We start from the raw sequence: 23,371 nt of genomic DNA, 5'->3' as shown, positions 1-23,371 counted from the left end.
GTCATCCCTCCCTCTGCGGCAGACGCACCGTGAAGACCGCGCCCTGCCCTGGTTCGGACCGCACGGTGATGTCGCCCCCGTGCGCGCGCACGATGTCACGGCTGATCGACAGGCCGAGCCCGCTTCCGTGCACCGAGGAATTGCGAACCGCGTCGGCGCGGAAGAAGCGTTCGAAGACGCGGCCCTGATCGTTCGTGGAAATCCCGGGTCCATCGTCCGCGACGCAGATCGCGATCGCCGCGTCGGCCCGATCGACGGTGACGACCACCGCACCACCGCGGGTGTTGTACTTCACCGCGTTGGAGAGAAGATTGTCGACCACCTGGCGCAGGCGGTGTGCGTCTACCACTGCCGCGCACGGTCGCACCCCCGACGCGTCGATCCGGATGCCGTGAGCGGCCGCGCGCGGAGCCACCGAGGTGGCCGCTGCCCCGACGATCTCGGAAACATCCGCCGGCGCGGGATTCAGGATGAAATCGACGCCGTGACGCGAGGCGGCCGACATCGCCAAGATGTCGGCGACCAGCTCTCGCAGTCGGGCCGCATTGCGTTGAGCGATCTCGAGCTGATTGCGGGTCGCGGTGTCCAGGCCGGTGTCGTCGAGGGCGAGCTCGAGGTAACCGATGATCGAGGTGAGCGGGGTACGCAGTTCGTGCGACACACTGGCCACGAGATCCTCCCGTGCCCGGAGAGCCTGCTCCTCGGCGGTGACGTCGCGCGAGACCACGACACTCCCCGCGTCGACGTCATCGCGAGCGGGGAGCCGCCGCGCGGTGACGTTCAACGCGCGCCGGTCTTCGCCCGGGCCTCCTCCATACCAGACCAGTTCCCCTTCGAAGACTTCTCCCGCCCGAGCGCGTGCCAAGGGCGTGGCACCCGGCGGGATCGGCGTGATGCCGTCGCCAGCGAATGCGGCGGGAGAAGACCCCCAGGCGTCGGGCGCCTGCAATCGGGCGTGCGCCTCATTGCTCACGACGAGCTCTCCCGCGGGCGTGATCCGGATCACGCCGAAGTCGACCGCATCCAAGACCTGAGTGACGAGGTCTTCCTGGCGCCGCGCACGTTCGACCGAGCGGCGCAGTTCGTCCGCGTGGTTCTCCAGGAGCGCGCGCTGCGCACGCGTACGGCGGGCAGCGAAGTGCGACATGGCGGCCAGCGAGGCGACGGCGAAGGGGAGCGCGAGAGTCGCGGCGGCGAGTTGCTGCGCGTCGAAGGCCTGGTGGACCATGATCACCAACACGCTCGCGGTGACGGCCACGACCCCCGGGATCCCGAGCACGGCACCGATCCAGAAGGCCGGGAATGCCCAGAGCAGGCCGACACCGGCCGCCGGTGCGCTCTCGCGCAGGATCCCGATCGCCACGACGTCGACCATCGGCGTGCAGAGGCCGACCCACGACGGCATCCGGTCGCGCGGGGCGAGGAGAATGACGGCGACGCTGCAGAAGATCATCGCGGCACCGATGACGAACAGCGTCATGTCCGTCACCTGCCCCGCGATCACGGTCACCACGGTGCCCAGGACCGTCGCCGACGCCAACAGCAGCTGATTCACCAACAGGTTGCGGTGCAGACCGAGCCGTTCGCTCGGCAACGGGCCGGACATCGCCTCGACCCTAGCGCGCGAAGGCCGCCGGCGCCGGGTCCCGCCGCACGGCTCGCCGGTGTTATATCGCCCCGCACCCGCCGCGACGGCGGCGGGCCGACAATTTCACCCCTGTCGCGCGTGGCCCTCACTCGTGCCCATCGCGAACGAGTGCCATGGATCGTCGACACCCGCACGCAGGCCGGCGACATGCGTCACGAGTGCTCGAAGAGGACGACGGGCCCCCGCCACCGTGGCCCGGATCACTCCTCGACCGGCTCGGGCGCCTGCATCCGGAGGAACAGTCCCGCGTAGGGACCGAGCTCCAACGCGAAGCTCTGCAGCTCGTCGACGCGACCCAGGACGTCGCCGCTCGCGGCGTCGATCGCGGTGCTCTGCGGGACGAGCCATTCGGAGCGGACTGTTCCCTCGATCGTCTCGCCCGAGAAATTGAGCACGGTGAGCTGGAGAGGGGCGTCCTCGATGCGTCGGTCGCCGCCGTCGAGTCGGTGGACCATGACGAGCATGCTCGGGTGTCCCACCTGAGGGATGTCGACCTGGGAAGCGACCGCGATATCGTTCTCGCTGCGAATGCGGAGGATCTCACGCAACCCCGAGAGGAAGGATGCGGGATCAGCCTGCTGCGTGCCCAGCGACCCGTAGAGCGACCGAGCTCGCGGCATCCCCGACGACGAGGTCGTCGCGTCGGGTGCGATGTCGAGGAGATCGTGCGCGCCGCGTTCGATCCACCGGGTGTCACCCGATGAGATCAGGTGCCGCACATCGTCAGCGGGGAGGGTCAGCGAGCCGGTGAGGTCCCACCCGGACAGAGCGAAGACACCCGGCTGCCAGGAGTTGTACTTCGCCAGGAGCAGGTGCGCGTCGCGGATGTGCGGAATGTCCGCCTCCGTGATGTCCTCGAGCGTGGCCTTACCCTGCGTCGCGGCGATGAGTGACGCCGTCGTGCAGGCGATCCCGTTCTGCGTGAAGACGAGGTTGTAGTCGGCGTCCACCGTGAGCGCCTGGGTGAGGTCGGCGCGGACGGCCTCCGCGATCTCCCCGCCGGTGTACTCACCGTGACGGAACGGGTACACCGTGTCACGGTGGCTCGTCGCCCAGTGGACGAGCTCGTACGTCAACTCGTCGTGGTTCTGCATTCCGTGCACGAGCTGGACCGGCTCCACGCCGGTCTCGAGCGCCGTCGTGAGCGCGAGACGCAAGAACTCGGTATTCGCTGTCGCCAGCGCATGGTGGTAGCCCGGGCGCGTGACGAAGTCGTAGGACAGATCTGCACCGACAGCCGAGGTGTCGCGGATGTCCTCCATCGTGAGGTTCAGCTCCTGGAACGTGAAGCCGCCCACCTTTCGCACCATGCCGGCGATGATGTGGTTCGCCGCGTGCGAAAGCGGGTGCCCCTCGGACCACGCCGGCAGCCCCTCTGCGCTCTTCTCGACGCCGAGGAACCCATTGGCGTCCAACCGCAGAGCGCTGGTGCCCAGGTCGCCGAGCGAATGCAGCGCGTCGCCGATCACCAGCCGCATGCCCGCGAACGTCGGGTCGAGCCAGTTGATCGACGGCTGGCCCTCCTTGAAGTAGTGCAGGTAGACCCAGCGTCGTTCCAGCCCGTCGGTTCCGACCACGGGAGCCGTGGCGCTCCAGTTGGTCTCTTTCACGCCGGGCGTGTAGAAGATCACTCGCTGGAGTTCGCCGATGATGTACCCGCGGGCGCTGAGCTCACGCTCGGTCTCGGAATCGAGGTTGACCGAGTCGCGCCCGGACGGGACTTCGGGGAGCATGCCCCAGTCCTCCCGGGGGATCTCGACCATGTGATAGATGCCCGGATAGTCCTTGTACGCCATCTCGGCGAGCCGGAAGTCGGCGCCCTTGCCCGTGTGACCGGGAACGATGTCGTCGATCACGCTGCCGCCGTGGGCGTCGGCCATGTCGGCGATGCGCCGGAACGCATTCTCGTCACCGAACTCGGGGTCGATCTGCGTGCTGATCCGGTCGAAGTGACCGTCGACGCTCGGGGTCTCCTGCCATCCGCTGATACCGCCCGCACGCTTGACCGGACCCGTGTGGATGCCGTTGATCCCGACCCACTCGAAAGCCTTCCACAGCGCCTCGTGTCCGAGCGCGTCGAGGAAGGACTCGCCCGGCCGCGCGATCAGCGAGATCGGATAGGCCGTGAACCAGACGTCGGTCGACTCGATGGCCCGGCGCGCGTCGGGGCGAGCGTAGGGATTGCGCCACATCGACGGCTGGCCCGACAGCTGACGACTCAGAACGTCGGCGTCCTTCAGCATCGACTGACGGACGAGCCACTCCACGTACGACGGGTTGGCGCCGTTCGCGTTGCGGGGATCGGTGAGGAAGCGCCGGAGCGTGCCGCCGCGGAACTGATCCCGAGGTCGGAGTCGACGAGGTCGCGCCGGGTAGCGCTGCTCGTCGTAGCTGATCTCGGCCACCGCCTCAGCGATCTCTTCGTCGGCTCCTCCTTGCGCGGCGCCTTCCGGCGCCCCCGATGATGCCCGCTCGTCGGCGTCGTCCACTCGCGACCTCCTCATGTCGTCCTACCGACGCTACTGGGAACGGGTGACATCGTGGCCGGGGATTGACCGCGCCCCGCGCAGAGGTCACCTCAGACAGGTCGAGCGGTCCGCAGAGCGCTCCACGCCCACGCCGCGGCGGCACCGCACATGACCACGACGACCACGACGAACCAGCCCCACCCCGCGAGAGCGAAGATCACCCCGAGCACCCACCCGAAGAAGCTGGATCCTCCGTAGTACCCGAGGTAATAGAGCGAGGACGCTTGTGCACGCGCGTCCGGATCGGCCGCGACCGGCGTCCACCCCGATGCAACGGCGTGCGCGCCGAAGAATCCGGCCGTGAACACCACCAGGCCGACGATCACGATCGCCAGGCTGGGTACGGCAAGGAGCACGGCGCCGAGGGCCATCACCCCCACCGAGCCCAGGAGCACCACGAAACGTCCCCGACGAACGGCCAGCGCCCCCGCGCGCGGCGAGGACACCGTCCCGGCCAGATAGGCGAGAAAAAGCAGCGTCACCGCTCCCGGAGCGAGGGAAAACGGGGAATCACTCAGGTGGAATCCGAGGTAGTTGTAGACCGCGACGAACGCGCCCATGAGAAGAAAACCCTGCGCATACAGCGCGACCTGGACCGGTGAGCGCAGATTCACCCCGATCCGCGCCACCACCGACGGGCCGCGCACACTCCGCAATCGGCCCGGTGCGAACCCCCGCGCCCGCGGGATGAGAATCAGGAAGATCGCGGATGCCGCGGCACACACGACAATGACGGATGCCACGCCCCACCGCCAGCCGAGCACCTCGCCCACGGGACCGGAGACGAGCCGGCCCGTCAGCCCACCGACGGTGGTGCCGGCGATGTAGGATCCCGCCGCCGCTGCCACGTGCCGGACGTTCACCTCTTCGCTCAGGTACGCCAGCGCAACGGCCGGGACAGCCCCCAGCCCGATCCCCTCGAGCAGTCGAAGCACCAACAGCACGGACACGTCGGGAGAGAACGGGGCCGCAGCCCCCAGGCCCGTGGCCGACAGCACGCCGATGGCCATCGCCGGGATCCGGCCGATCCGGTCGGCCACGACCGACCACGGAATCACCGCGGCCGCGAGACCGAGAGTGGATGCCGACACCGTCAACGCCGCGGTCGCCGGCGGAACGCCCACATCCCGCGTGATCTGCGGCAAGACGGCCTGAGTCGCGTAGAGCTGCGCGAAGGTCGCCACTCCCCCGAAGAACAAACCGATCAGTAGGCGGCGGTACTCGCGACTGCCCGGCAGATGTCCCGAGAAGGCGTTCACCGTCCGACCATATCGAGTGGGCGTCTGGTGACGACGAAAAGCGTCGACCGCGTCCCCGGTTTCGGGGTGCGATCGACGCTGTATCCACGGATCACCTATCCGCACAAATGCGAAATGGCCACCCAACAGTGGGTGGCCATTTCGACTTAAAAGAAGTCCGGCGGTGTCCTACTCTCCCACAGGGTCCCCCCTGCAGTACCATCGGCGCTGAGAGGCTTAGCTTCCGGGTTCGGAATGTAACCGGGCGTTTCCCTCTCGCTATGGCCGCCGAAACACTATTGATGTTTCAAAAACCAACAACGAATGTCATTGTTGTGTTCCCGACCGTACATCGAGAACCACTCAGTGGACGCAAGCACCAAAAACGGTGTGTTATCAAGTCATCGGCTTATTAGTACCGGTCAGCTTCACGTATTACTACGCTTCCACATCCGGCCTATCAACCCAGTAGTCTGGCTGGGAGCCTCTCACCCCGAAGGGTATGGAAGTCTCATCTTGAGGCCGGCTTCCCGCTTAGATGCTTTCAGCGGTTATCCATCCCGAACGTAGCTAATCAGCGGTGCTCCTGGCGGAACAACTGACACACCAGAGGTTCGTCCAACCCGGTCCTCTCGTACTAGGGTCAGATCCTCTCAAACTTCCTACGCGCGCAGCGGATAGGGACCGAACTGTCTCACGACGTTCTAAACCCAGCTCGCGTACCGCTTTAATGGGCGAACAGCCCAACCCTTGGGACCTACTCCAGCCCCAGGATGCGACGAGCCGACATCGAGGTGCCAAACCATGCCGTCGATATGGACTCTTGGGCAAGATCAGCCTGTTATCCCCGAGGTACCTTTTATCCGTTGAGCGACAGCGCTTCCACAAGCCACTGCCGGATCACTAGTCCCGACTTTCGTCCCTGCTCGACCTGTCAGTCTCACAGTCAAGCTCCCTTGTGCACTTACACTCGCCACCTGATTGCCAACCAGGTTGAGGGAACCTTTGGGCGCCTCCGTTACATTTTGGGAGGCAACCGCCCCAGTTAAACTACCCACCAGGCACTGTCCCTGAACCGGATCACGGTCCTAAGTTAGATATCCAGAGTGACCAGAGTGGTATTTCAACAATGACTCCACGAACACTGGCGTGTCCGCTTCACAGTCTCCCACCTATCCTACACAAGCCACACCGAACACCAATACCAAGCTGTAGTAAAGGTCACGGGGTCTTTCCGTCCTGCTGCGCGTAACGAGCATCTTTACTCGTAATGCAATTTCGCCGAGTTCGCGGTTGAGACAGTTGGGAAGTCGTTACGCCATTCGTGCAGGTCGGAACTTACCCGACAAGGAATTTCGCTACCTTAGGATGGTTATAGTTACCACCGCCGTTTACTGGGGCTTAAATTCTCAGCTTCGCCTTACGGCTAACCGGTCCTCTTAACCTTCCAGCACCGGGCAGGCGTCAGTCCGTATACATCGTCTTGCGACTTGGCACGGACCTGTGTTTTTAGTAAACAGTCGCTACCCACTAGTCTCTGCGGCCACCACACCCTTTCGGAGCAAGTCCTAATAAGTGGATGGCCCCCCTTCTCCCGAAGTTACGGGGGCATTTTGCCGAGTTCCTTAACCACGATTCTCTCGATCTCCTTGGTATTCTCTACCTGACCACCTGAGTCGGTTTGGGGTACGGGCAGCTAGAACCTCGCGTCGATGCTTTTCTCGGCAGCATAGGATCACCCACTTTTTATCCGCATCGTGTCTCAGCCTCAATGAGTGACGGATTTGCCTATCACTCGGCCTACGCACTTGCACCAGGACTACCATCGCCTGGCTTGGGCTACCTTCCTGCGTCACACCTGTTAATACGCTAGCCGCACCAGCATGGGGTCGAGCGTTCACACAGACGTTCATCACCCCGAAGGGATCCGACCATTCCATGCTAGGACTCTTAGCACCACTGGATTAGCTTGGGCGGTTCTTCGCCGGTACGGGAATATCAACCCGTTGTCCATCGACTACGCCTGTCGGCCTCGCCTTAGGTCCCGACTTACCCAGGGAAGATTAGCTTGACCCTGGAACCCTTGGTCTTTCGGAGGACATGTTTCTCACACGTCTTTCGCTACTCATGCCTGCATTCTCACTCGTGTCGCGTCCACGGCTGGGTCACCCCGCCGCTTCACTCGCGACACGACGCTCTCCTACCCATCAACACGGCTGGACCACGAAGGCCTACCAAAAATGTCAATGCCACAACTTCGGTGGCGTGCTTGAGCCCCGTTACATTGTCGGCGCGGAATCACTTGACCAGTGAGCTATTACGCACTCTTTCAAGGGTGGCTGCTTCTAAGCCAACCTCCTGGTTGTCTAAGCAACTCCACATCCTTTCCCACTTAGCACGCGCTTAGGGACCTTAGATGGTGGTCTGGGTTGTTTCCCTCTCGACTATGAAGCTTATCCCCCACAGTCTCACTGCTGCGCTCTCACTTACCGGCATTCGGAGTTTGGCTGACGTCAGTAACCTTGTAGGGCCCATCGGCCATCCAGTAGCTCTACCTCCGGCAAGAAACACGCAACGCTGCACCTAAATGCATTTCGGAGAGAACCAGCTATCACGAAGTTTGATTGGCCTTTCACCCCTATCCACAGCTCATCCCCTCAGTTTTCAACCTAAGTGGGTTCGGTCCTCCACGACGTCTTACCGTCGCTTCAACCTGGCCATGGATAGATCACTTCGCTTCGGGTCTAGGACACGCGACTGAATCGCCCTATTCAGACTCGCTTTCGCTACGGCTACCCCACACGGGTTAACCTCGCCACGTATCGCTAACTCGCAGGCTCATTCTTCAAAAGGCACGCTGTCACCCCTACTAAGGAGGCTCCAACGGTTTGTAAGCAAACGGTTTCAGGTACTATTTCACTCCCCTCCCGGGGTACTTTTCACCTTTCCCTCACGGTACTTGTCCGCTATCGGTCATCTGGGAGTATTTAGGCTTATCAGGTGGTCCTGACAGATTCACACGGGATTTCTCGGGCCCCGTGCTACTTGGGATACTCTTCACGCCAAGAACAGGCATTTCGACTACGGGGTTCGCACCCTCTATGACCGGCCATTCAAAACCGTTCGTCTATACCCTCTTGTCACGTCGACTGCTCGGCAGAACAATCAGAAAAGTCCCACAACCCCCAACATGCAACACCTGCCGGCTATCACACACGCTAGGTTTAGCCTCTTCCGGTTTCGCTCGCCACTACTCACGGAATCGCTTTTGCTTTCTCTTCCTGTGGGTACTGAGATGTTTCACTTCCCCACGTTCCCTCTACCCGCCCTATATATTCAGGCGGGAGTCACCAGGCACGCACGCGCCCTGGCGGGGTTTCCCCATTCGGACACCCTCGGATCAAAACTCGCTTATCAGTTCCCCGAGGCTTATCGCAGATTGCTACGTCCTTCTTCGGCTCCAGATGCCAAGGCATCCACCGTTTGCTCTTAAAGACTTGAAATCACATGAGTTGAATCGTCAAAAAATTGACTAATGATCTTTAAGATCATCTTCACGACACCATCCCCTAAAGGATCATGTCGAAGATGCTCGCGTCCACTGTGTAGTTCTCAAAGTACGGGCGGTACCCCACACCACCACCAACCGGCAGCAGCACAAGGCCCAAGAGGAACAACCACCAACCACACCCAAAGATGCGATCAGCGCCCGGCCCCTCAGGACCCAACAGCGTGCATGTACCAACCAGACCCACCCCATCTCATTCCCACCGCAAACGGCGTACTAAAGACCAGGCAAACCCAACCAGCACCTCATCAAACGTTCCACCCATGAGCTAACCGGCAGACACATTCGGTCTGATCCGGCGCCTGAACAACCCCATCACAGGGCGTCAGATGCTCCTTAGAAAGGAGGTGATCCAGCCGCACCTTCCGGTACGGCTACCTTGTTACGACTTAGTCCTAATTACCGATCCCACCTTCGACGGCTCCCTCCACAAGGGTTGGGCCACCGGCTTCAGGTGTTACCGACTTTCATGACTTGACGGGCGGTGTGTACAAGACCCGGGAACGTATTCACCGCAGCGTTGCTGATCTGCGATTACTAGCGACTCCGACTTCATGAGGTCGAGTTGCAGACCTCAATCCGAACTGGGACCGGCTTTTTGGGATTCGCTCCACCTCACGGTATTGCAGCCCTTTGTACCGGCCATTGTAGCATGCGTGAAGCCCAAGACATAAGGGGCATGATGATTTGACGTCATCCCCACCTTCCTCCGAGTTGACCCCGGCAGTATCCCATGAGTTCCCACCATTACGTGCTGGCAACATAGAACGAGGGTTGCGCTCGTTGCGGGACTTAACCCAACATCTCACGACACGAGCTGACGACAACCATGCACCACCTGTTTACGAGTGTCCAAAGAGTTGACCATTTCTGGCCCGTTCTCGTATATGTCAAGCCTTGGTAAGGTTCTTCGCGTTGCATCGAATTAATCCGCATGCTCCGCCGCTTGTGCGGGTCCCCGTCAATTCCTTTGAGTTTTAGCCTTGCGGCCGTACTCCCCAGGCGGGGAACTTAATGCGTTAGCTGCGTCACGGAAACCGTGGAATGGTCCCCACAACTAGTTCCCAACGTTTACGGGGTGGACTACCAGGGTATCTAAGCCTGTTTGCTCCCCACCCTTTCGCTCCTCAGCGTCAGTTACGGCCCAGAGATCTGCCTTCGCCATCGGTGTTCCTCCTGATATCTGCGCATTCCACCGCTACACCAGGAATTCCAATCTCCCCTACCGCACTCTAGTCTGCCCGTACCCACTGCAGGCCCGAGGTTGAGCCTCGGGATTTCACAGCAGACGCGACAAACCGCCTACGAGCTCTTTACGCCCAATAATTCCGGATAACGCTTGCGCCCTACGTATTACCGCGGCTGCTGGCACGTAGTTAGCCGGCGCTTTTTCTGCAGGTACCGTCACTCACGCTTCTTCCCTGCTAAAAGAGGTTTACAACCCGAAGGCCGTCATCCCTCACGCGGCGTTGCTGCATCAGGCTTCCGCCCATTGTGCAATATTCCCCACTGCTGCCTCCCGTAGGAGTCTGGGCCGTGTCTCAGTCCCAGTGTGGCCGGTCACCCTCTCAGGCCGGCTACCCGTCGACGCCTTGGTGAGCCATTACCTCACCAACAAGCTGATAGGCCGCGAGCCCATCCCAGACCGAAAAATCTTTCCAACCCCCACCATGCGATGAGAGCTCATATCCAGTATTAGACGCCGTTTCCAGCGCTTATCCCAGAGTCCAGGGCAGGTTGCTCACGTGTTACTCACCCGTTCGCCACTGATCCACCAAGCAAGCTTGGCTTCACCGTTCGACTTGCATGTGTTAAGCACGCCGCCAGCGTTCATCCTGAGCCAGGATCAAACTCTCCGTAAAAGAAAAAAGCCCACCCAACCGGAATAAGGTCAGGGCAGACGAGTTCAATCTGACCAAACAGGAAGTCAAAACTGACTATCCAGATGCCAACCAAAAAAGGTTGGACTTTGATCCAAAGGAATTCTCACCAGACCCGAAGGCCCGACGAGGAATAAATTGGCATTTGACAAGTGCACGCTGTTGAGTTCTCAAGGAACGGACGCACCCACAGAACCAATCTTCCGACCGTACCCGTGAGGCAAGTTCACAACCATCCAGACCCCGACCCAGGACCTGACAGTGGGACCTCACGAAGAGATCAACGTCGCAGAACCAGTCGAAGACCAGAACCAAGACTCTACACCATCAGGAGCAGACCTTGGCTTCGTTCACCACTTGAGAGGACGCGGGGCCTTCCGGCCGCTCCGCTCTCCCCTGTGGGGCGAACAAGGAATAACTTACGCGGAACCCCCACACCCGTCCAATCCGCCACACACCCCGGGCGTGTCGCACACCGCACGCGCGGAAACCCGCGGAAGACGCCGCAGGCCCGGTCGACTCAGAGGTCGATCGGGCCCACGGTGAACTGCGCTATGCCGCGGTGGTGAAGACGACGCGCGCGGCGGTGGCATCCCCGTGCCCTCCGGAGAATTCCAGGCCCCCGAGGAACATCGCCCCAAGGACGAGTGCGAACACGAACGCGATCGAGAGAAACAGCACGGCGACGCCTGCGACGGTGATGAGAAACGGAAGTCGTGAAGCCATGACCCCATTGTCGACGCAGCCAGGCCTCGGAAACCAGGGCTTGCGCGCAAACGACCGAAGGCCGGCACCCACACGGGGTACCGGCCTTCGATGTGAAGAGGATCAGCGACCGCTGAGCTTCTCACGCAGAGCGGCGAGGGACTCGTCGTCGGCGAGGGTGCCCTGGACGGGCGACTCCGACGAGAAGTTTCCACCGAACGAACCCGAGTCGATCGGGTTGGCGGCCTCGGCCTCGAGAGCCTTGGCAACGGCGGCCTTGTGAGCCTCCCAGCGACCCTGGGCAGCGGCGTACTCCTGCTCCCACTGCTCGCGCTGAGTGTCGAAGCCCTCGAGCCAGGCACCCGACTCGGGGTCGAAGCCCTCGGGGTACTTGTACTCGCCACGCTCGTCGTACTCGGTGACCATGCCGTACAGCGCCGGGTCGAACTCGGTGCCGTTGGGGTCGACCGACTCGTTGGCCTGCTTGAGCGACAGCGAGATGCGACGACGCTCGAGGTCGATGTCGATGATCTTGACGAAGACCTCTTCGCCGACCGACACGACCTGCTCGGCGAGCTCGACGTGCTTGCCCGAGAGCTCCGAGATGTGCACGAGGCCCTCGATGCCGTCGGCGACGCGAACGAACGCACCGAACGGAACGAGCTTGGTGACCTTGCCCGGAGCGATCTGACCGATCGCGTGGGTACGGGCGAACACCTGCCACGGGTCTTCCTGCGTCGCCTTGAGCGACAGGGAGACGCGCTCGCGGTCGAGGTCGACCTCGAGGATCTCGACGGTGACCTCCTGGCCCACCTCGACGACCTCGGAGGCGTGCTCGATGTGCTTCCAGGAGAGCTCGGAGACGTGAACGAGACCGTCGACGCCACCCAGGTCGACGAACGCACCGAAGTTGACGATCGACGAGACCGTGCCCTTGCGGACCTGACCCTTGTGGAGGTTGTTGAGGAACGTGGTGCGCGACTCGGACTGCGTCTGCTCGAGCAGGGCGCGGCGCGAAAGCACGACGTTGTTGCGGTTCTTGTCGAGCTCGAGGATCTTCGCCTCGATCTCCTGGCCGAGGTACGGCGTGAGGTCGCGGACGCGGCGCAGCTCGATGAGCGAGGCCGGGAGGAAGCCACGGAGGCCGATGTCGACGATGAGACCACCCTTGACGACCTCGATCACGGAGCCGGTGACCACACCGTCGTTCTCCTTGATCTTCTCAACGTCGCCCCACGCACGCTCGTACTGCGCGCGCTTCTTGGACAGGATGAGACGGCCTTCCTTGTCCTCCTTCTGGAGAACGAGGGCCTCGACGTGATCGCCGACGTTGACGACCTCGTTGGGGTCGACGTCGTGCTTGATCGAAAGCTCGCGGGAGGGGATGACACCCTCGGTCTTGTAACCGACGTCGAGGAGGACCTCGTCGCGGTCGATCTTCACCACGGTGCCTTCGATGAGGTCGCCGTCGTTGAAGAACTTCAGGGTCTTCTCGACCGCGGCCAGGAAGTCTTCAGCAGAGCCGATGTCGTTGATCGCGACCTGCTTGATGGCCGGGGCGGTCGTTGCGGTAGTCATGTAGTGGGTTGTCCTAGTGGGGTTGGTGTCGGGCTTCGACTCCCGCGGGAGATCCAGGTGGACCCCGGTCGAGCACACGCGCGTCGGAGACGAACGGATGCCGCGAGCCGAAGCGAAGCGGATTGATGTCGTGCGATGGCACTCGTCTCTCGTTCGGGCATGCAGAACGACTCACACGAGTGACACTTCAGCGTAGCGCACCGAACCCGTCCCCGCCATCGATGCCGGGGCCGTCCTCAACGGCATCCGTCGGGTCAGCTCTCTCCGGATGATCTGTCCCGGATCGGCCCTTTCTCGACCGGGCGGGAGGCCCGGCCGCCCAGGTACCGTCCAGAATCGCGTGCCAGGCTCGCGGACTTGTGCCCGCTCACACGCGGACGTGACGGCGACACCCGAGCCGTCCTCCCGATACGAAACCGGTTTTATGCACTCTGATTCGACACCCTCGTCCAACCGCCGCGAGCGTCGCCGGGCCTCCCGCCGACTCCGCCGCCGCCCCGCGCTCGCGGCCGGTACTCTCGCCCTCGGCGTGCTCGCGACCGCCGCGCTCACCGGCACCGCTCCCCTGCCCTCGGCCGCCACGACGTCGGCCGATCTGTCGTCGGCCACGTTCCAGCTCGCGTCGTTCTCCACCCCCGCGGTGTCGTCGGCTCCCGAGACCGTCCAGGCGCGTTCGGTTGCCGCTGCGGCGGCCGCCAGCCTCGAGTCCGCCACCGTGGTCCAGACCGACATCGCGGCATCCGGTCTCGACATCGGGCGCCCCGCCGACATCGACACGACCGCTCTCGACGCCGCAGCCGACCGGCTGGTCGCCGCACAGGATCTGTCTCCGACCTTCCTCCCCGAGCTCGCCGCCGCGGCGAGCGAGCACAGCTCGGCGGTCGACCAGCGTGTCGCCGAACTTCGCGGAAGCCTCGACGCGGCTGTGGCGAAGCAGCAGGCCGAAGAGGCAGCAGAGAAGGCACGGCTCGAGGCCGAAGCTGCGGCCCGCGCCCAGGCCGAAGAAGAGGCGCGAGCCACCGCGTCGTCGTCGAGCGGGTCGTCCTCGAGCGGTAGCACCCCGCGTCCGGCGCCGCCGATGGCCAGCGGCGGCGGCTCGGGCGACAACAGCCCCGGCGGCGCACAGGCGACCGCACGCGGCATGCTCGCCGGCTATGGCTGGGGCGACGACCAGTTCTCCTGCCTCGTTTCGCTGTGGAACCGCGAGTCGGGCTGGAACTACCAGGCGTACAACTCCAGCAGCGGCGCCTTCGGCATCCCCCAGGCCCTCCCCGGCAGCAAGATGGCGTCGGCCGGCGGCGACTGGCAAACCAACGCCGCCACGCAGGTGTCATGGGGCCTCGGCTACATCTCGGGTCGCTACGGCAGCCCGTGCGGAGCCTGGGCAAAGTCGCAGTCCGTCGGCTGGTACTGAGGCCCGTTCCGCGAACACAGAAGCGCGCCGCTCCGGAATCCCGGGCGGCGCGCTTCTGCGTGTGAGGGGAACGTCGCGTCAGGCGCCGGCGCGCCGAGCGATGATGCCAGCCAGCAGCGCGTGCGAGAGCGGGGCGATCGAGGCGACCATCAGGACGGTACCGACCACCGCCTGCTCGGCCTGCAGCAGGATGCCGCCGATCAGCAGCCCCGTGAACAGCACCGCCGAGACAACTCTCCGCACCATGCGTTCGAGGTCACGCAGGCGCCGCTCGATGCGCGGCGTCTGCACCGAGACGGCCCCCTCCTCGATGCGCGACACGAGCGCGTCGACGCGCCGCGGCAGGCGGGCAGTGAGAGCCGCGACGGACACCGCCTCGCGCGCAAAAGCCTGCACCACGTTGCCGCTCTCTTCGCGGATGAGCCGCTGGGCGTAGGGCTCCACGGCATCCCAGATGTTGAAGGCCGGGTCGAGGGAGCTGCACATTCCGCTGGTCAGCGACATCGCCCGCACGATGAGGAGGAAGTTCTCGGGGAGCTGGAACGGCAGAGCACGCACGACGTCGCCGAACTCGACCGCGAACGCGCGGAACTCTCGCGGATCCACCTCCTGCAGCTCGGCGAAGCCCATTCCCCCGAATCGCGAGAACAGCTGCGTCATCGCCCGCTCGAGCTGCACCGTGTCGGCGGAGGGAAGGAGGACACCGATGTCGCGGATGCCGTCCACGAGGCCCTTGCCGTCGCGCGAAGCCGCGGCGATGAGGACACGACGCAGACCACGGCGCAGGCCCGGGGGCACCTCGCCCATCATTCCGAAGTCGATGAACGTGAACCGCCAGGCCGGGGAGGGGGCATCCGGAGCCGTGGGGAGCGGGGTGACGAACACATTCCCGGGGTGCGGATCGGCGTGGAAGAACCCGTCGTCGAACAACTGGTCGAACATGACCGCCGCGAAGCGGGCGGCGACCTCGGACGGGTTGATCCCCGCGGCGCGCAAGGCCTCGACGTCGTTGATCTTGATCGCCGTGACGTCCTGCAGGGTGAGGAGTCGGCGGGTGGTGCGTTCCCAGACCACCTCGGGGACGGCCACTCCCCCCTCTCCCCCGAAGTCGGCGGCGAAGCGCTCGGAGTTCGCAGCCTCGTGGAGGTAGTCGATCTCTTCGAGGCTGGTCGCGGCGAACTCCTCTACCAGCGCGGGCATGTCGACGCGGTCGCGCACGAGCGAAACCCGGCTCAACCAGCGCCCGACCTTGCGCAGGGCGCGAAGATCGACGTCGACGATGCGGTCGATCCCGGGGCGCTGGATCTTCACCACCACCTCGCGGAGCCCCGTCTCCTCTGCCAGTTCGTCGGAGAGCACCGCTCGGTGGGCCTGCCCGAGCGAGGCCGCGGCGAGGGGCCGCTCATCGACCGTCGCGAATGCGCGTTCCAGCGGCATCCCGAGCTCTTCCTCCGCCCGCGCCCGCATCTGCGCGAACGGGACCGCGGGAACCTCGTCTTGCAGGCCCTCGAGCTCTTTCGTGATGACCGGCGGGAGCACGTCGAGGCGCGACGACATGAACTGTCCGACCTTGATCATCAGACCACCGAGGTCGACCGCCAGGCCGTGGAATCGCCGGGCGATGCGCTGCAACCGCCGGGTTCGGCCCCGAGCGGAGAAACGCTCGAGACCGAACCGCGGCAGGAACAGCTCATACCACCAGGCCTGGACCAGGTAGCGCGCGGCGAACCGGGTGATGCGCCGGTAGCGGGCGCGCATGAGGGCGTCGTCGGTCATCGGATCTCCGGGATGCCGAGGACCCCACGACGGCCGTCGGGCTCGGGCACCCTCAGCTCTGGGCGAGGATGGAGTAGAGCTTACGGCGGGCGTCGTCGAGGATTTCGACCGCCTGCGCGACCTGCTCCTTGTTGCCCGTGCGCGCCACCTGGGCGGCGGCCTGCGCCAGCTCGACACCGGCCTTCGGCAGCGCCGTCATGCGGCCGCCGTCACGCGACCCGGCTGCCTCCCACGGCGCCGTGCGCTCGGTGGTCTCGTCACCGGCGGCGGCGCGACCCTCTTCGGTCAGCGAGTAGGTCTTGCGCCCGCCGGACTCCTCGGACTGGACGAGACCCTCGTCGGTGAGCAGCTGCAGGGTCGGGTACACCGAACCGGGGCTCGGCTTCCAGGTACCGCCGCTGCGCTCCTCGATCTCCCGGATGATCTGGTAGCCGTGCATCGGCTGCTCGAGCAAGAGCGAGAGCACGGCGGAGCGCACGTCACCCTTGTTCATCCGCGGACTGGTGGACGTCTTCTGCTCGAACTGGGCGCGCAACTGCTCCATGGCGTCGAGGATGTTGGACATCGGCCAGCCCTGACCGGCGGAACCGCCGCGTGCGCCGAATGCGTCTCCCAAGAATGAACCACTCATGCTGACCTCCCGATACGGGACCCCGGATGGGTCCAGCGATATACAACGATATATCGCTGAGAGCGACAGATGGCTGGGAATCGGCGGTCAGTGGGACCGGCTTCTGGTCAGTACCAGTTGACCGCCTCCGAGTGACCCCACGCGCTGCACGGCGTCCCGTATCCGCGGGAAATGTAGTCCAGCCCCCACGCGATCTGGGTCGCTGCGTTGGTCTGCCAGTCGTCGCCGAACGTGGCCATCTTGCTCCCCGGGAGCGACTGCGGGATCCCCGTCGCGCCACTGGGGTTGTAGGCCTGGTAGTTCCAACCGGACTCCCTGGTCCACAGGGACTCCAGGCACGAGAACTGATCGGAGCCCCAGCCGTACTTCTCGGCGGCGAGCGTCGCCGCGAACTGCTTCGCCCCCTCGGGCGTATTGACCCGGGCGAGGGCCTCGGCGGCCTCCTTCTGACGCTGCGCCTCCGCGGCCGCGGCGGCTTCGGCCTGGCGCTGCGCCTCGGCAGCGGCATCCGCGGCCGCCTTCGCGATGACGGCCTCGTCGAGGCTCGCGCGCAATTCGTCGACGCGGTCGGCGACACGGTCGGCCTCGCTCGCCGCGTTCTGGCTGAGGGCGGGCACCAGGACGACCGGGAGGAGCGCCGAGGACGACAGACGGTCGGCGGCGTCTCGAAGTGCCGCCGTGTCGACGGCGGTGTCGCCGACCGAGAGCGGGAGGCCCGTGCGGGCGATGTCGGCCTGGACGGCCGCGGCATCGGCGAGCGTCGACTGCGCGCGGGTGCGAGCCGAGTCGGCGGCGCCGACGATCCCCTCCAGGGTCGGGGCGGCCACCACGACGCGAGACGCGGGTGTCGAGAAGGCGGATGCCGAGGCATCGGGCGCGGAGAGGGGCGCGGCGGCGGCGAGCCCCGTCGTCGCCACGAGCCCCAGCGCTAGTCCGGCGCACGTTGCCGCGGTGGCGAGGGTGCGGCGGGCGCGATGGACGTGGGTGAGCTTTACATCGGAACGCAACAAGTCAGGGGGATCCTTCGACGTGGACGCGGCTCGACAGATGCGAGCGCGGAATCGTGCCGTCGGGTCGGCACAAGTCCCCGAGTGTGAGTGGCGGTTCTGAGCGTTATCTCTTCGTTACCTGGGAGGCGCGTGGGAGGCGCGCGCCGGCCGCGTCCGCGCCCACCGGCGCGATAGAGCGCAACGTGGCTGGAGAATTCCCTTTCCTCCGAGCGGATGAATACCTGGCTTCACCAGGGATTCATCGGGTCAGGAGCCGCTGCGAGCATCGGCGCCGCCGCCCCCGCCCGCGACGGTCACGCCCGGAAAGACGAACGGGCCGATTCGGCGAGAGAAATCCTCGCAAATCGGCCCGTTCACCCGAAGCTCCGACGCGGACACGCGCCCGCGCTGAGGCGCGCCCGAGGTCAGGAGCGGTGCGTGCGGTAGTACGTCAGCAGCGCCGCCGTGGAGGCATCCTGAGCCGCCAGCGCCTCGTCGTCGCCCTCGATCGCCGGCGCGATCTGCAGCGCCAGCTGCTTACCGAGCTCGACGCCCCACTGGTCGAAGGAGTTGATGCCCCAGATCGTGCCCTGCGTGAAGGTGATGTGCTCGTAGAGCGCGACCAGCTGGCCGAGCACCGCCGGCGTGAGCGACGGCGCGAAGATCGAGGTCGTCGGACGGTTGCCGGGGAATGTGCGAGCGGCGACGAGCGCTCCCGTCGTGCCCTCGGCCTCGACCTCGTCGGCCGTCTTGCCGAACGCGAGCGCCTTGGTCTGGGCGAGGAAATTCGCCAGGAACAGGCCGTGCACGTCGCGGCCGCCGTCGTCGAGCGGATACGCCGGGTTCACGAACGCGATGAAATCGGCCGGGATCAGGCGGGTCCCCTGGTGGATGAGCTGGTAGAAGGCGTGCTGGCCGTTCGTGCCCGGCTCGCCCCAGAAGATCTCGCCCGTGTCGGTGGTCACCGGCGAGCCGTCCCAGCGCACCGACTTGCCGTTGGACTCCATCGTGAGCTGCTGAAGGTAGGCGGCGAAACGGCTGAGCTGCTGGGCGTACGGCAGCACGGCGTGCGACTGGGCCCCGAGGAAGTTGGTGTACCAGACGTTGAGCAGGCCCATGAGGACCGGGACGTTGCGCTCGATGGGGGTCGTGGCCACGTGCACGTCGACGGCGTGGAACCCGGCGAGCAGCTCTCGGAACGCCGCCGGGCCGAACGCGATCATGAGCGAGAGCCCGATCGCGGAGTCGACGGAGTAGCGCCCGCCGACCCAGTCCCAGAAGCCGAAGGCGTTCGCCGGGTCGATGCCGAAGGCCTCGACCTTGTCGAGCGCCGTCGACACGGCGACGAAGTGGTGTGCGACCGCGTCCGTGCGCGCAGACTCGGTGTCATCCATCGCTCCGGCCGCCGCGAGCCCGGCCCACAGCCAGTCGCGCGCGAGGCGGGCGTTGGTGAGGGTCTCGAGGGTCGTGAAGGTTTTGGATGCGACGATGAACAGCGTCGTCTCGGGGTCGAGGTCGGCGGTCTTCTCGGCGATGTCGGTCGGGTCGATGTTGCTGACGAAACGCGCCTGGATGCCGGCATCCGCCAGCGGCTTGAGCGCCTCGTAGACCATGACCGGCCCGAGGTCGGATCCGCCGATGCCGATGTTGACCACGTGCGTGACCTTCTTGCCGGTCACTCCCTGCCACTGTCCGGAGCGGACGCGGTCGGCGAAAGCGGTCATGCTCTCGAGCACGGCCTGCACGTCGCGGTCGACCTCCTGCCCGTCGACGACGAGCGACGGGTCGGCGTCGGCCGGACGACGGAGTGCGGTGTGGAGCACGGCGCGGTCTTCGCTCGTGTTGAGGTGGACGCCGCGGAGCATGTCGGCGAAGCGCTCGCGCACGCCGGTCTCGTCGGCGAGCGCCACGAGCGCGTCGAGAATCTCGGGGGTGACGAGGTTCTTCGACAGGTCGACGTGCAGGTCGCCGACCGTTCGCGTGAGGTCGTCGACGCGCTGGGGGTCGGCGGCGAACCAACCGCGCAGATCGGGCTCGAAGCCGTCGCGCAGTGCCGTCAGGCGGGTCCAGGCGGAGGTGGTGGTGGGGTCAACGGGCGCAGTCACGACGTCCACGCTAGCGATCCCGGCGCGTGTGCGTGAGCAGGATGACGAAGAGCCCGGAAAGCGCTACGGGCGGGCGGCCCGGGGAGGAGGAGTGGACGCCACCGCTCCCGTGTCGGGAAGGGCGATCTCGCGCGCGCGATCCCACGGCTCGGTCCAGCGCAGCCGGTCGAAGATGCCGTCGAGGATCATGGCGGTGAAGCCCCAGACGAGGTGCTCCCCGGTGGCGTGCGGAACGAGGAACGCCGGGCCGCGCCACGTCCGTCCGTCACGCTGGAGCACGGTCACCCCGCGCCGCGCGGGATCGAGCAGATCGCCGACGGGAGCGCGGAACACGGCGGCCGACTCAGCGGCGTCGACCGCGCGCACGGGTGTCGGCCGGGTCCACCACCCCACGACCGGCGTCACGAGGTGCCGGGAGAAGGCCAGCGGTACGCGGGGAAGCGTGCCCAGCACCTCCACCCCCGACGGATCGAGTCCGGTCTCCTCGCGAGCCTCGCGCAGCGCAGCCGCGACGGGGCCTACGTCCCCCGGGTCGACGCGTCCGCCGGGGAAGGCCACCTGACCCGGGTGCGCCCGGAGCGTGTCAGCGCGGGCCAACAGGAGCACATCGAGGTCGCGCGGCACCGCCGCCGTCGTGTGCGCGCTGGGGACGGCATCCAGCGCCCCGAACAGGAGGAGGACCGCCGCCTCGCGCGCCGCGCCGTCCACTGGGAGCGCGCGCAGCTCGGCGAACATTTCGACGGTCGCGGTGCGGACGAGCGCTTCCAGGTCGGCGCGGGGCGAGGGCATGCGACGAGGCTAGTCGCGCGGCCAGCCGGAAGCCCCGCACCGCCCTCGCCCGCGCCGCGCGTGTGAGGATGATCCCGGGAGGTGCCCGATGACCGAAAGACTCCATGCCGTGACCCTCGTCGTCGACATGCCCATCACCAAGCTCGACGCGCTCGATGTCATCGCGTTCGCCGCCGACGGGGCCGTCGACGGGGCACGGACGCCGCGCCCGCGCGTCTGGCTCGCGCCGCGGGCGTGGGCCGAGGTCGAGATTCCGAAGTTCGGGGACCCGCCGCCCTTCGTCGTCGACGTGTACTCCGACGTGTCCGGCGCGATCGCGTGGGCGCAGGGGCGCCGACTGCACGCGGCCCTCGAGCGGCTCGGGTGGACCATCGAGCCACCGCGCGCGGGAGTGGGCTGAGGCCCCGTCACACCCTCCGCCCGCGCGAGCTACGGGATGGCTACTCCGGCAGACCGACCAGCTCCGCACTGCGGTCCCACAGCAGGCGTGCCAGCGCGGGATCGTCGGCGCGGCGGTGGGTCTTCCCCGGTTTGTTGTTGGCGTAGAAGCCGCCCGGCATCCAATCCACCCCCGGTTTGCCGAGCGCGAGCCACGTCAGACGGGCACCACCCACGTCGGTCGAGGTCAGCAACCGCTGCGCGAGCTGGCCGCCGTAGAGGAACTTCCACGAGCCGCTCCCCGTCGAGCCGAAGCTCGAGGCGATGACGCCCGGGTGGAAGGCGACGGCGGAGAGGCCCGCGTCGCCGTAGCGCCGGTGCAACTCCTTCGTGAACAGCACGTTCGCGAGCTTCGCGTTGCCGTACGCGCGCGAGGCGGAGTAGCGGCGTTCGCCCTGCAGGTCATCGACGTCGAAGCGCGAGAACAGCCGCGCGGCGGCGCTGGAGGTCTGGATGACCGAGGCGCGGGAGTCGAGGAGCCGCTCGCGCAGCAGGTTCGTGAGCAGGAACGGCGCCAGGTGATCGACCTGGAACGTCACCTCGAACCCGTCGACCGTCGTGCGGCGCTCGTCGAAGATCCCACCGGCGTTGTTGGCGAGCACGTCGATCCGCGGGTACGCCGCGAGCAGGGAGGCCGCGAGCTCGCGCACCTGGGCGAGGTCGGAGAAGTCGGCCACGAACGAGGCCGCGCCCAGCGCATCGGCGACCCGGTGGGTCTTGTCGGGGTTGCGCCCGACGATGACCACCTCTTCACCGATCTCGTGGAGCTGTCGGGCGGACGCGGCACCGATGCCGTCGCTGGCACCGGTGATGACGATCGTGCGGGGCATGAATCCTCCTGGGGGTCGAGGGGCCACGGTACCGAGCGCACCCGGACGAACGGCCGGGGTTGCCCGTGGCCACCGGAACCGTCGACAACTCACAGCCCGCTCCCAGCCCCGCGGGACCAAATCCGCATCGTCCGGCGTTCTTCTGGGTGATGCCCGCACCGGGCATCGCAGCGAAGGGATGCACACCGTGAGCACGGAGTACCGGAAGACGTCGGCCGCCCTCGGGCGCCTCACCGACCGCCAGTTCGCCGTCACGCAGGACGACGCAACGGAGCCGCCGTTCCGCAACGAGTACTGGGACAACCACGAGGCAGGGATCTACGTCGACGTCGTGTCGGGGCAGCCACTGTTCTCGTCGACCGACAAGTTCGACAGCGGATCGGGCTGGCCGAGCTTCACCAAGCCCATCGACGACACCGCCGTCGTGGAGAAGACCGACCGCACCCTCTGGATGAGCCGCACCGAGGTGCGCTCGAGCGGGGCCGACAGCCACCTCGGTCACGTCTTCGACGACGGCCCCCGCCAGGCCGGCGGGCTGAGATACTGCATGAATTCGGCAGCACTGCGTTTCGTGCCCGTCCACGAACTCGAGGCTCAGGGCTACGGGGCCTATCTGGCGCTGTTCAGCGAGAGCCAGGCCTCATGAAGCTCTTCGACCTCATCTTTCCCCGTCACCCCCAAAGGAGCCAGAACATGACCAGCGGACCCACCGACACCGGCGAGATCACCCGCCGCCCCGGCACCGAAACCGCCGTCCTCGCGGGCGGCTGCTTCTGGGGTGTCGAAGACCTCATCCGCCGCCAGCCGGGCGTGCTCGACACGCGCGTCGGGTACACCGGCGGCCAGAACGACCACGCGACCTACCGCAACCACCCCGGCCACGCCGAGGCGGTCGAGATCGTCTTCGACCCCGCGAAGACGAGCTACCGCGACATCCTGGCGTTCTTCTTCCAGATCCACGACCCGTCGACCCTGAACCGTCAGGGGAACGACATCGGCACGAGCTACCGCTCGGCGATCTTCCCGCTCTCCCCCGAGCAGGAGGAGGTCGCCCGCGACACGATCGCTGACGTCGACGCGTCGGGCATCTGGCCCGCCAAGGTGGTCACGACGATCGAGCCCGAGGCCCCCTTCTGGGAGGCCGAGCCCGAGCACCAGGACTACCTGATCCGCATCCCGAACGGCTACACGTGCCACTTCGTGCGGCCCGGTTGGGTGCTGCCCAAGCGCGAGGACGCGACCGCGTAAGTCTCG

Annotated in this window: 15 protein-coding genes and 3 rRNA genes; 4 read left to right on the top strand and 14 right to left on the bottom strand. The window is 65.7% G+C overall.

Annotation, left to right across the window (positions count from 1 at the left end):
• Position 1: 1 nt before the first annotated feature.
• From ACU6WY_RS06090 to rpsA, 8 genes are all read right to left on the bottom strand, one after another.
• Positions 2-1,606, bottom strand: a complete 1,605-nt coding sequence (locus ACU6WY_RS06090) for a sensor histidine kinase (RefSeq protein ID WP_483821556.1) — start codon at positions 1,604-1,606, stop codon at positions 2-4.
• A gap of 242 nt (positions 1,607-1,848) precedes the next feature.
• Positions 1,849-4,152 carry a maltose alpha-D-glucosyltransferase gene (treS, locus tag ACU6WY_RS06085; RefSeq protein ID WP_483821555.1) on the bottom strand — a complete coding sequence of 768 codons (2,304 nt, stop codon included), beginning with the start codon at positions 4,150-4,152 and terminating at the stop codon, positions 1,849-1,851.
• Positions 4,153-4,226: 74 nt separating this feature from the next.
• Positions 4,227-5,435 carry an MFS transporter gene (locus tag ACU6WY_RS06080; RefSeq protein WP_483821554.1) on the bottom strand — a complete coding sequence of 403 codons (1,209 nt, stop codon included), beginning with the start codon at positions 5,433-5,435 and terminating at the stop codon, positions 4,227-4,229.
• Positions 5,436-5,590: 155 nt separating this feature from the next.
• Positions 5,591-5,707 (bottom strand): 5S ribosomal RNA (gene rrf, locus ACU6WY_RS06075).
• 99 nt (positions 5,708-5,806) lie between these two features.
• A 23S ribosomal RNA gene (locus tag ACU6WY_RS06070) occupies positions 5,807-8,917 on the bottom strand.
• 405 nt (positions 8,918-9,322) lie between these two features.
• A 16S ribosomal RNA gene (locus tag ACU6WY_RS06065) occupies positions 9,323-10,844 on the bottom strand.
• The 16S, 23S and 5S rRNA genes sit together here, the layout of an rRNA operon.
• A gap of 570 nt (positions 10,845-11,414) precedes the next feature.
• Entirely contained in the window at positions 11,415-11,588 is a 174-nt protein-coding gene (locus ACU6WY_RS06060; protein ID WP_483821553.1) for a hypothetical protein, read from the bottom strand.
• A 102-nt stretch (positions 11,589-11,690) separates the two neighbouring features.
• Entirely contained in the window at positions 11,691-13,145 is a 1,455-nt protein-coding gene (gene rpsA / locus ACU6WY_RS06055) for a 30S ribosomal protein S1 (RefSeq protein WP_483821552.1), read from the bottom strand.
• A gap of 424 nt (positions 13,146-13,569) precedes the next feature.
• On the opposite strand from rpsA, the gene ACU6WY_RS06050 reads away from it, so the two are divergent.
• Positions 13,570-14,559 carry an aggregation-promoting factor C-terminal-like domain-containing protein gene (locus ACU6WY_RS06050; RefSeq protein WP_483821551.1) on the top strand — a complete coding sequence of 330 codons (990 nt, stop codon included), beginning with the start codon at positions 13,570-13,572 and terminating at the stop codon, positions 14,557-14,559.
• Between the two features lie 78 nt (positions 14,560-14,637).
• Here the strand turns inward: ACU6WY_RS06050 and ACU6WY_RS06045 are convergent, their stop codons facing one another.
• From ACU6WY_RS06045 to ACU6WY_RS06025, 5 genes are all read right to left on the bottom strand, one after another.
• Positions 14,638-16,335, bottom strand: a complete 1,698-nt coding sequence (locus ACU6WY_RS06045; protein ID WP_483821550.1) for an ABC1 kinase family protein — start codon at positions 16,333-16,335, stop codon at positions 14,638-14,640.
• A gap of 52 nt (positions 16,336-16,387) precedes the next feature.
• Complete coding sequence (locus tag ACU6WY_RS06040; RefSeq protein WP_483821549.1) at positions 16,388-16,966, bottom strand: PadR family transcriptional regulator; 579 nt, start codon at positions 16,964-16,966, stop codon at positions 16,388-16,390.
• Between the two features lie 107 nt (positions 16,967-17,073).
• Entirely contained in the window at positions 17,074-17,976 is a 903-nt protein-coding gene (locus ACU6WY_RS06035) for an aggregation-promoting factor C-terminal-like domain-containing protein (protein ID WP_483821548.1), read from the bottom strand.
• Between the two features lie 404 nt (positions 17,977-18,380).
• Positions 18,381-20,060, bottom strand: coding sequence for a glucose-6-phosphate isomerase (gene pgi / locus ACU6WY_RS06030; protein WP_483821547.1), 1,680 nt, complete (start codon positions 20,058-20,060; stop codon positions 18,381-18,383).
• Positions 20,061-20,123: 63 nt separating this feature from the next.
• A complete protein-coding gene (locus ACU6WY_RS06025) occupies positions 20,124-20,849 on the bottom strand; it encodes an NUDIX hydrolase (protein ID WP_483821546.1) in 726 nt (241 codons plus the stop codon).
• Positions 20,850-20,958: 109 nt separating this feature from the next.
• Here ACU6WY_RS06025 and ACU6WY_RS06020 point away from each other — a divergent pair, with 109 nt between their 5' ends.
• Positions 20,959-21,249 (top strand): hypothetical protein, encoded by a 291-nt coding sequence (locus ACU6WY_RS06020; protein ID WP_483821545.1) that lies wholly within the window; start codon positions 20,959-20,961, stop codon positions 21,247-21,249.
• Positions 21,250-21,289: 40 nt separating this feature from the next.
• Here the strand turns inward: ACU6WY_RS06020 and ACU6WY_RS06015 are convergent, their stop codons facing one another.
• Positions 21,290-22,117: an SDR family NAD(P)-dependent oxidoreductase gene (locus ACU6WY_RS06015; protein ID WP_483821544.1), complete on the bottom strand. Its 828-nt coding sequence runs from the start codon at positions 22,115-22,117 to the stop codon at positions 21,290-21,292.
• A gap of 187 nt (positions 22,118-22,304) precedes the next feature.
• Here ACU6WY_RS06015 and msrB point away from each other — a divergent pair, with 187 nt between their 5' ends.
• Positions 22,305-22,763 carry a peptide-methionine (R)-S-oxide reductase MsrB gene (msrB, locus tag ACU6WY_RS06010; protein WP_483821543.1) on the top strand — a complete coding sequence of 153 codons (459 nt, stop codon included), beginning with the start codon at positions 22,305-22,307 and terminating at the stop codon, positions 22,761-22,763.
• Positions 22,764-22,810: 47 nt separating this feature from the next.
• Positions 22,811-23,365, top strand: coding sequence for a peptide-methionine (S)-S-oxide reductase MsrA (gene msrA / locus ACU6WY_RS06005; RefSeq protein ID WP_483821542.1), 555 nt, complete (start codon positions 22,811-22,813; stop codon positions 23,363-23,365).
• The last annotated feature ends 6 nt before the right edge of the window (positions 23,366-23,371 follow it).

It is taken from the genome of Microbacterium sp. ZW3a (genome assembly GCF_057167165.1).
This window is presented reverse-complemented; position numbering and strand designations above follow the sequence as displayed.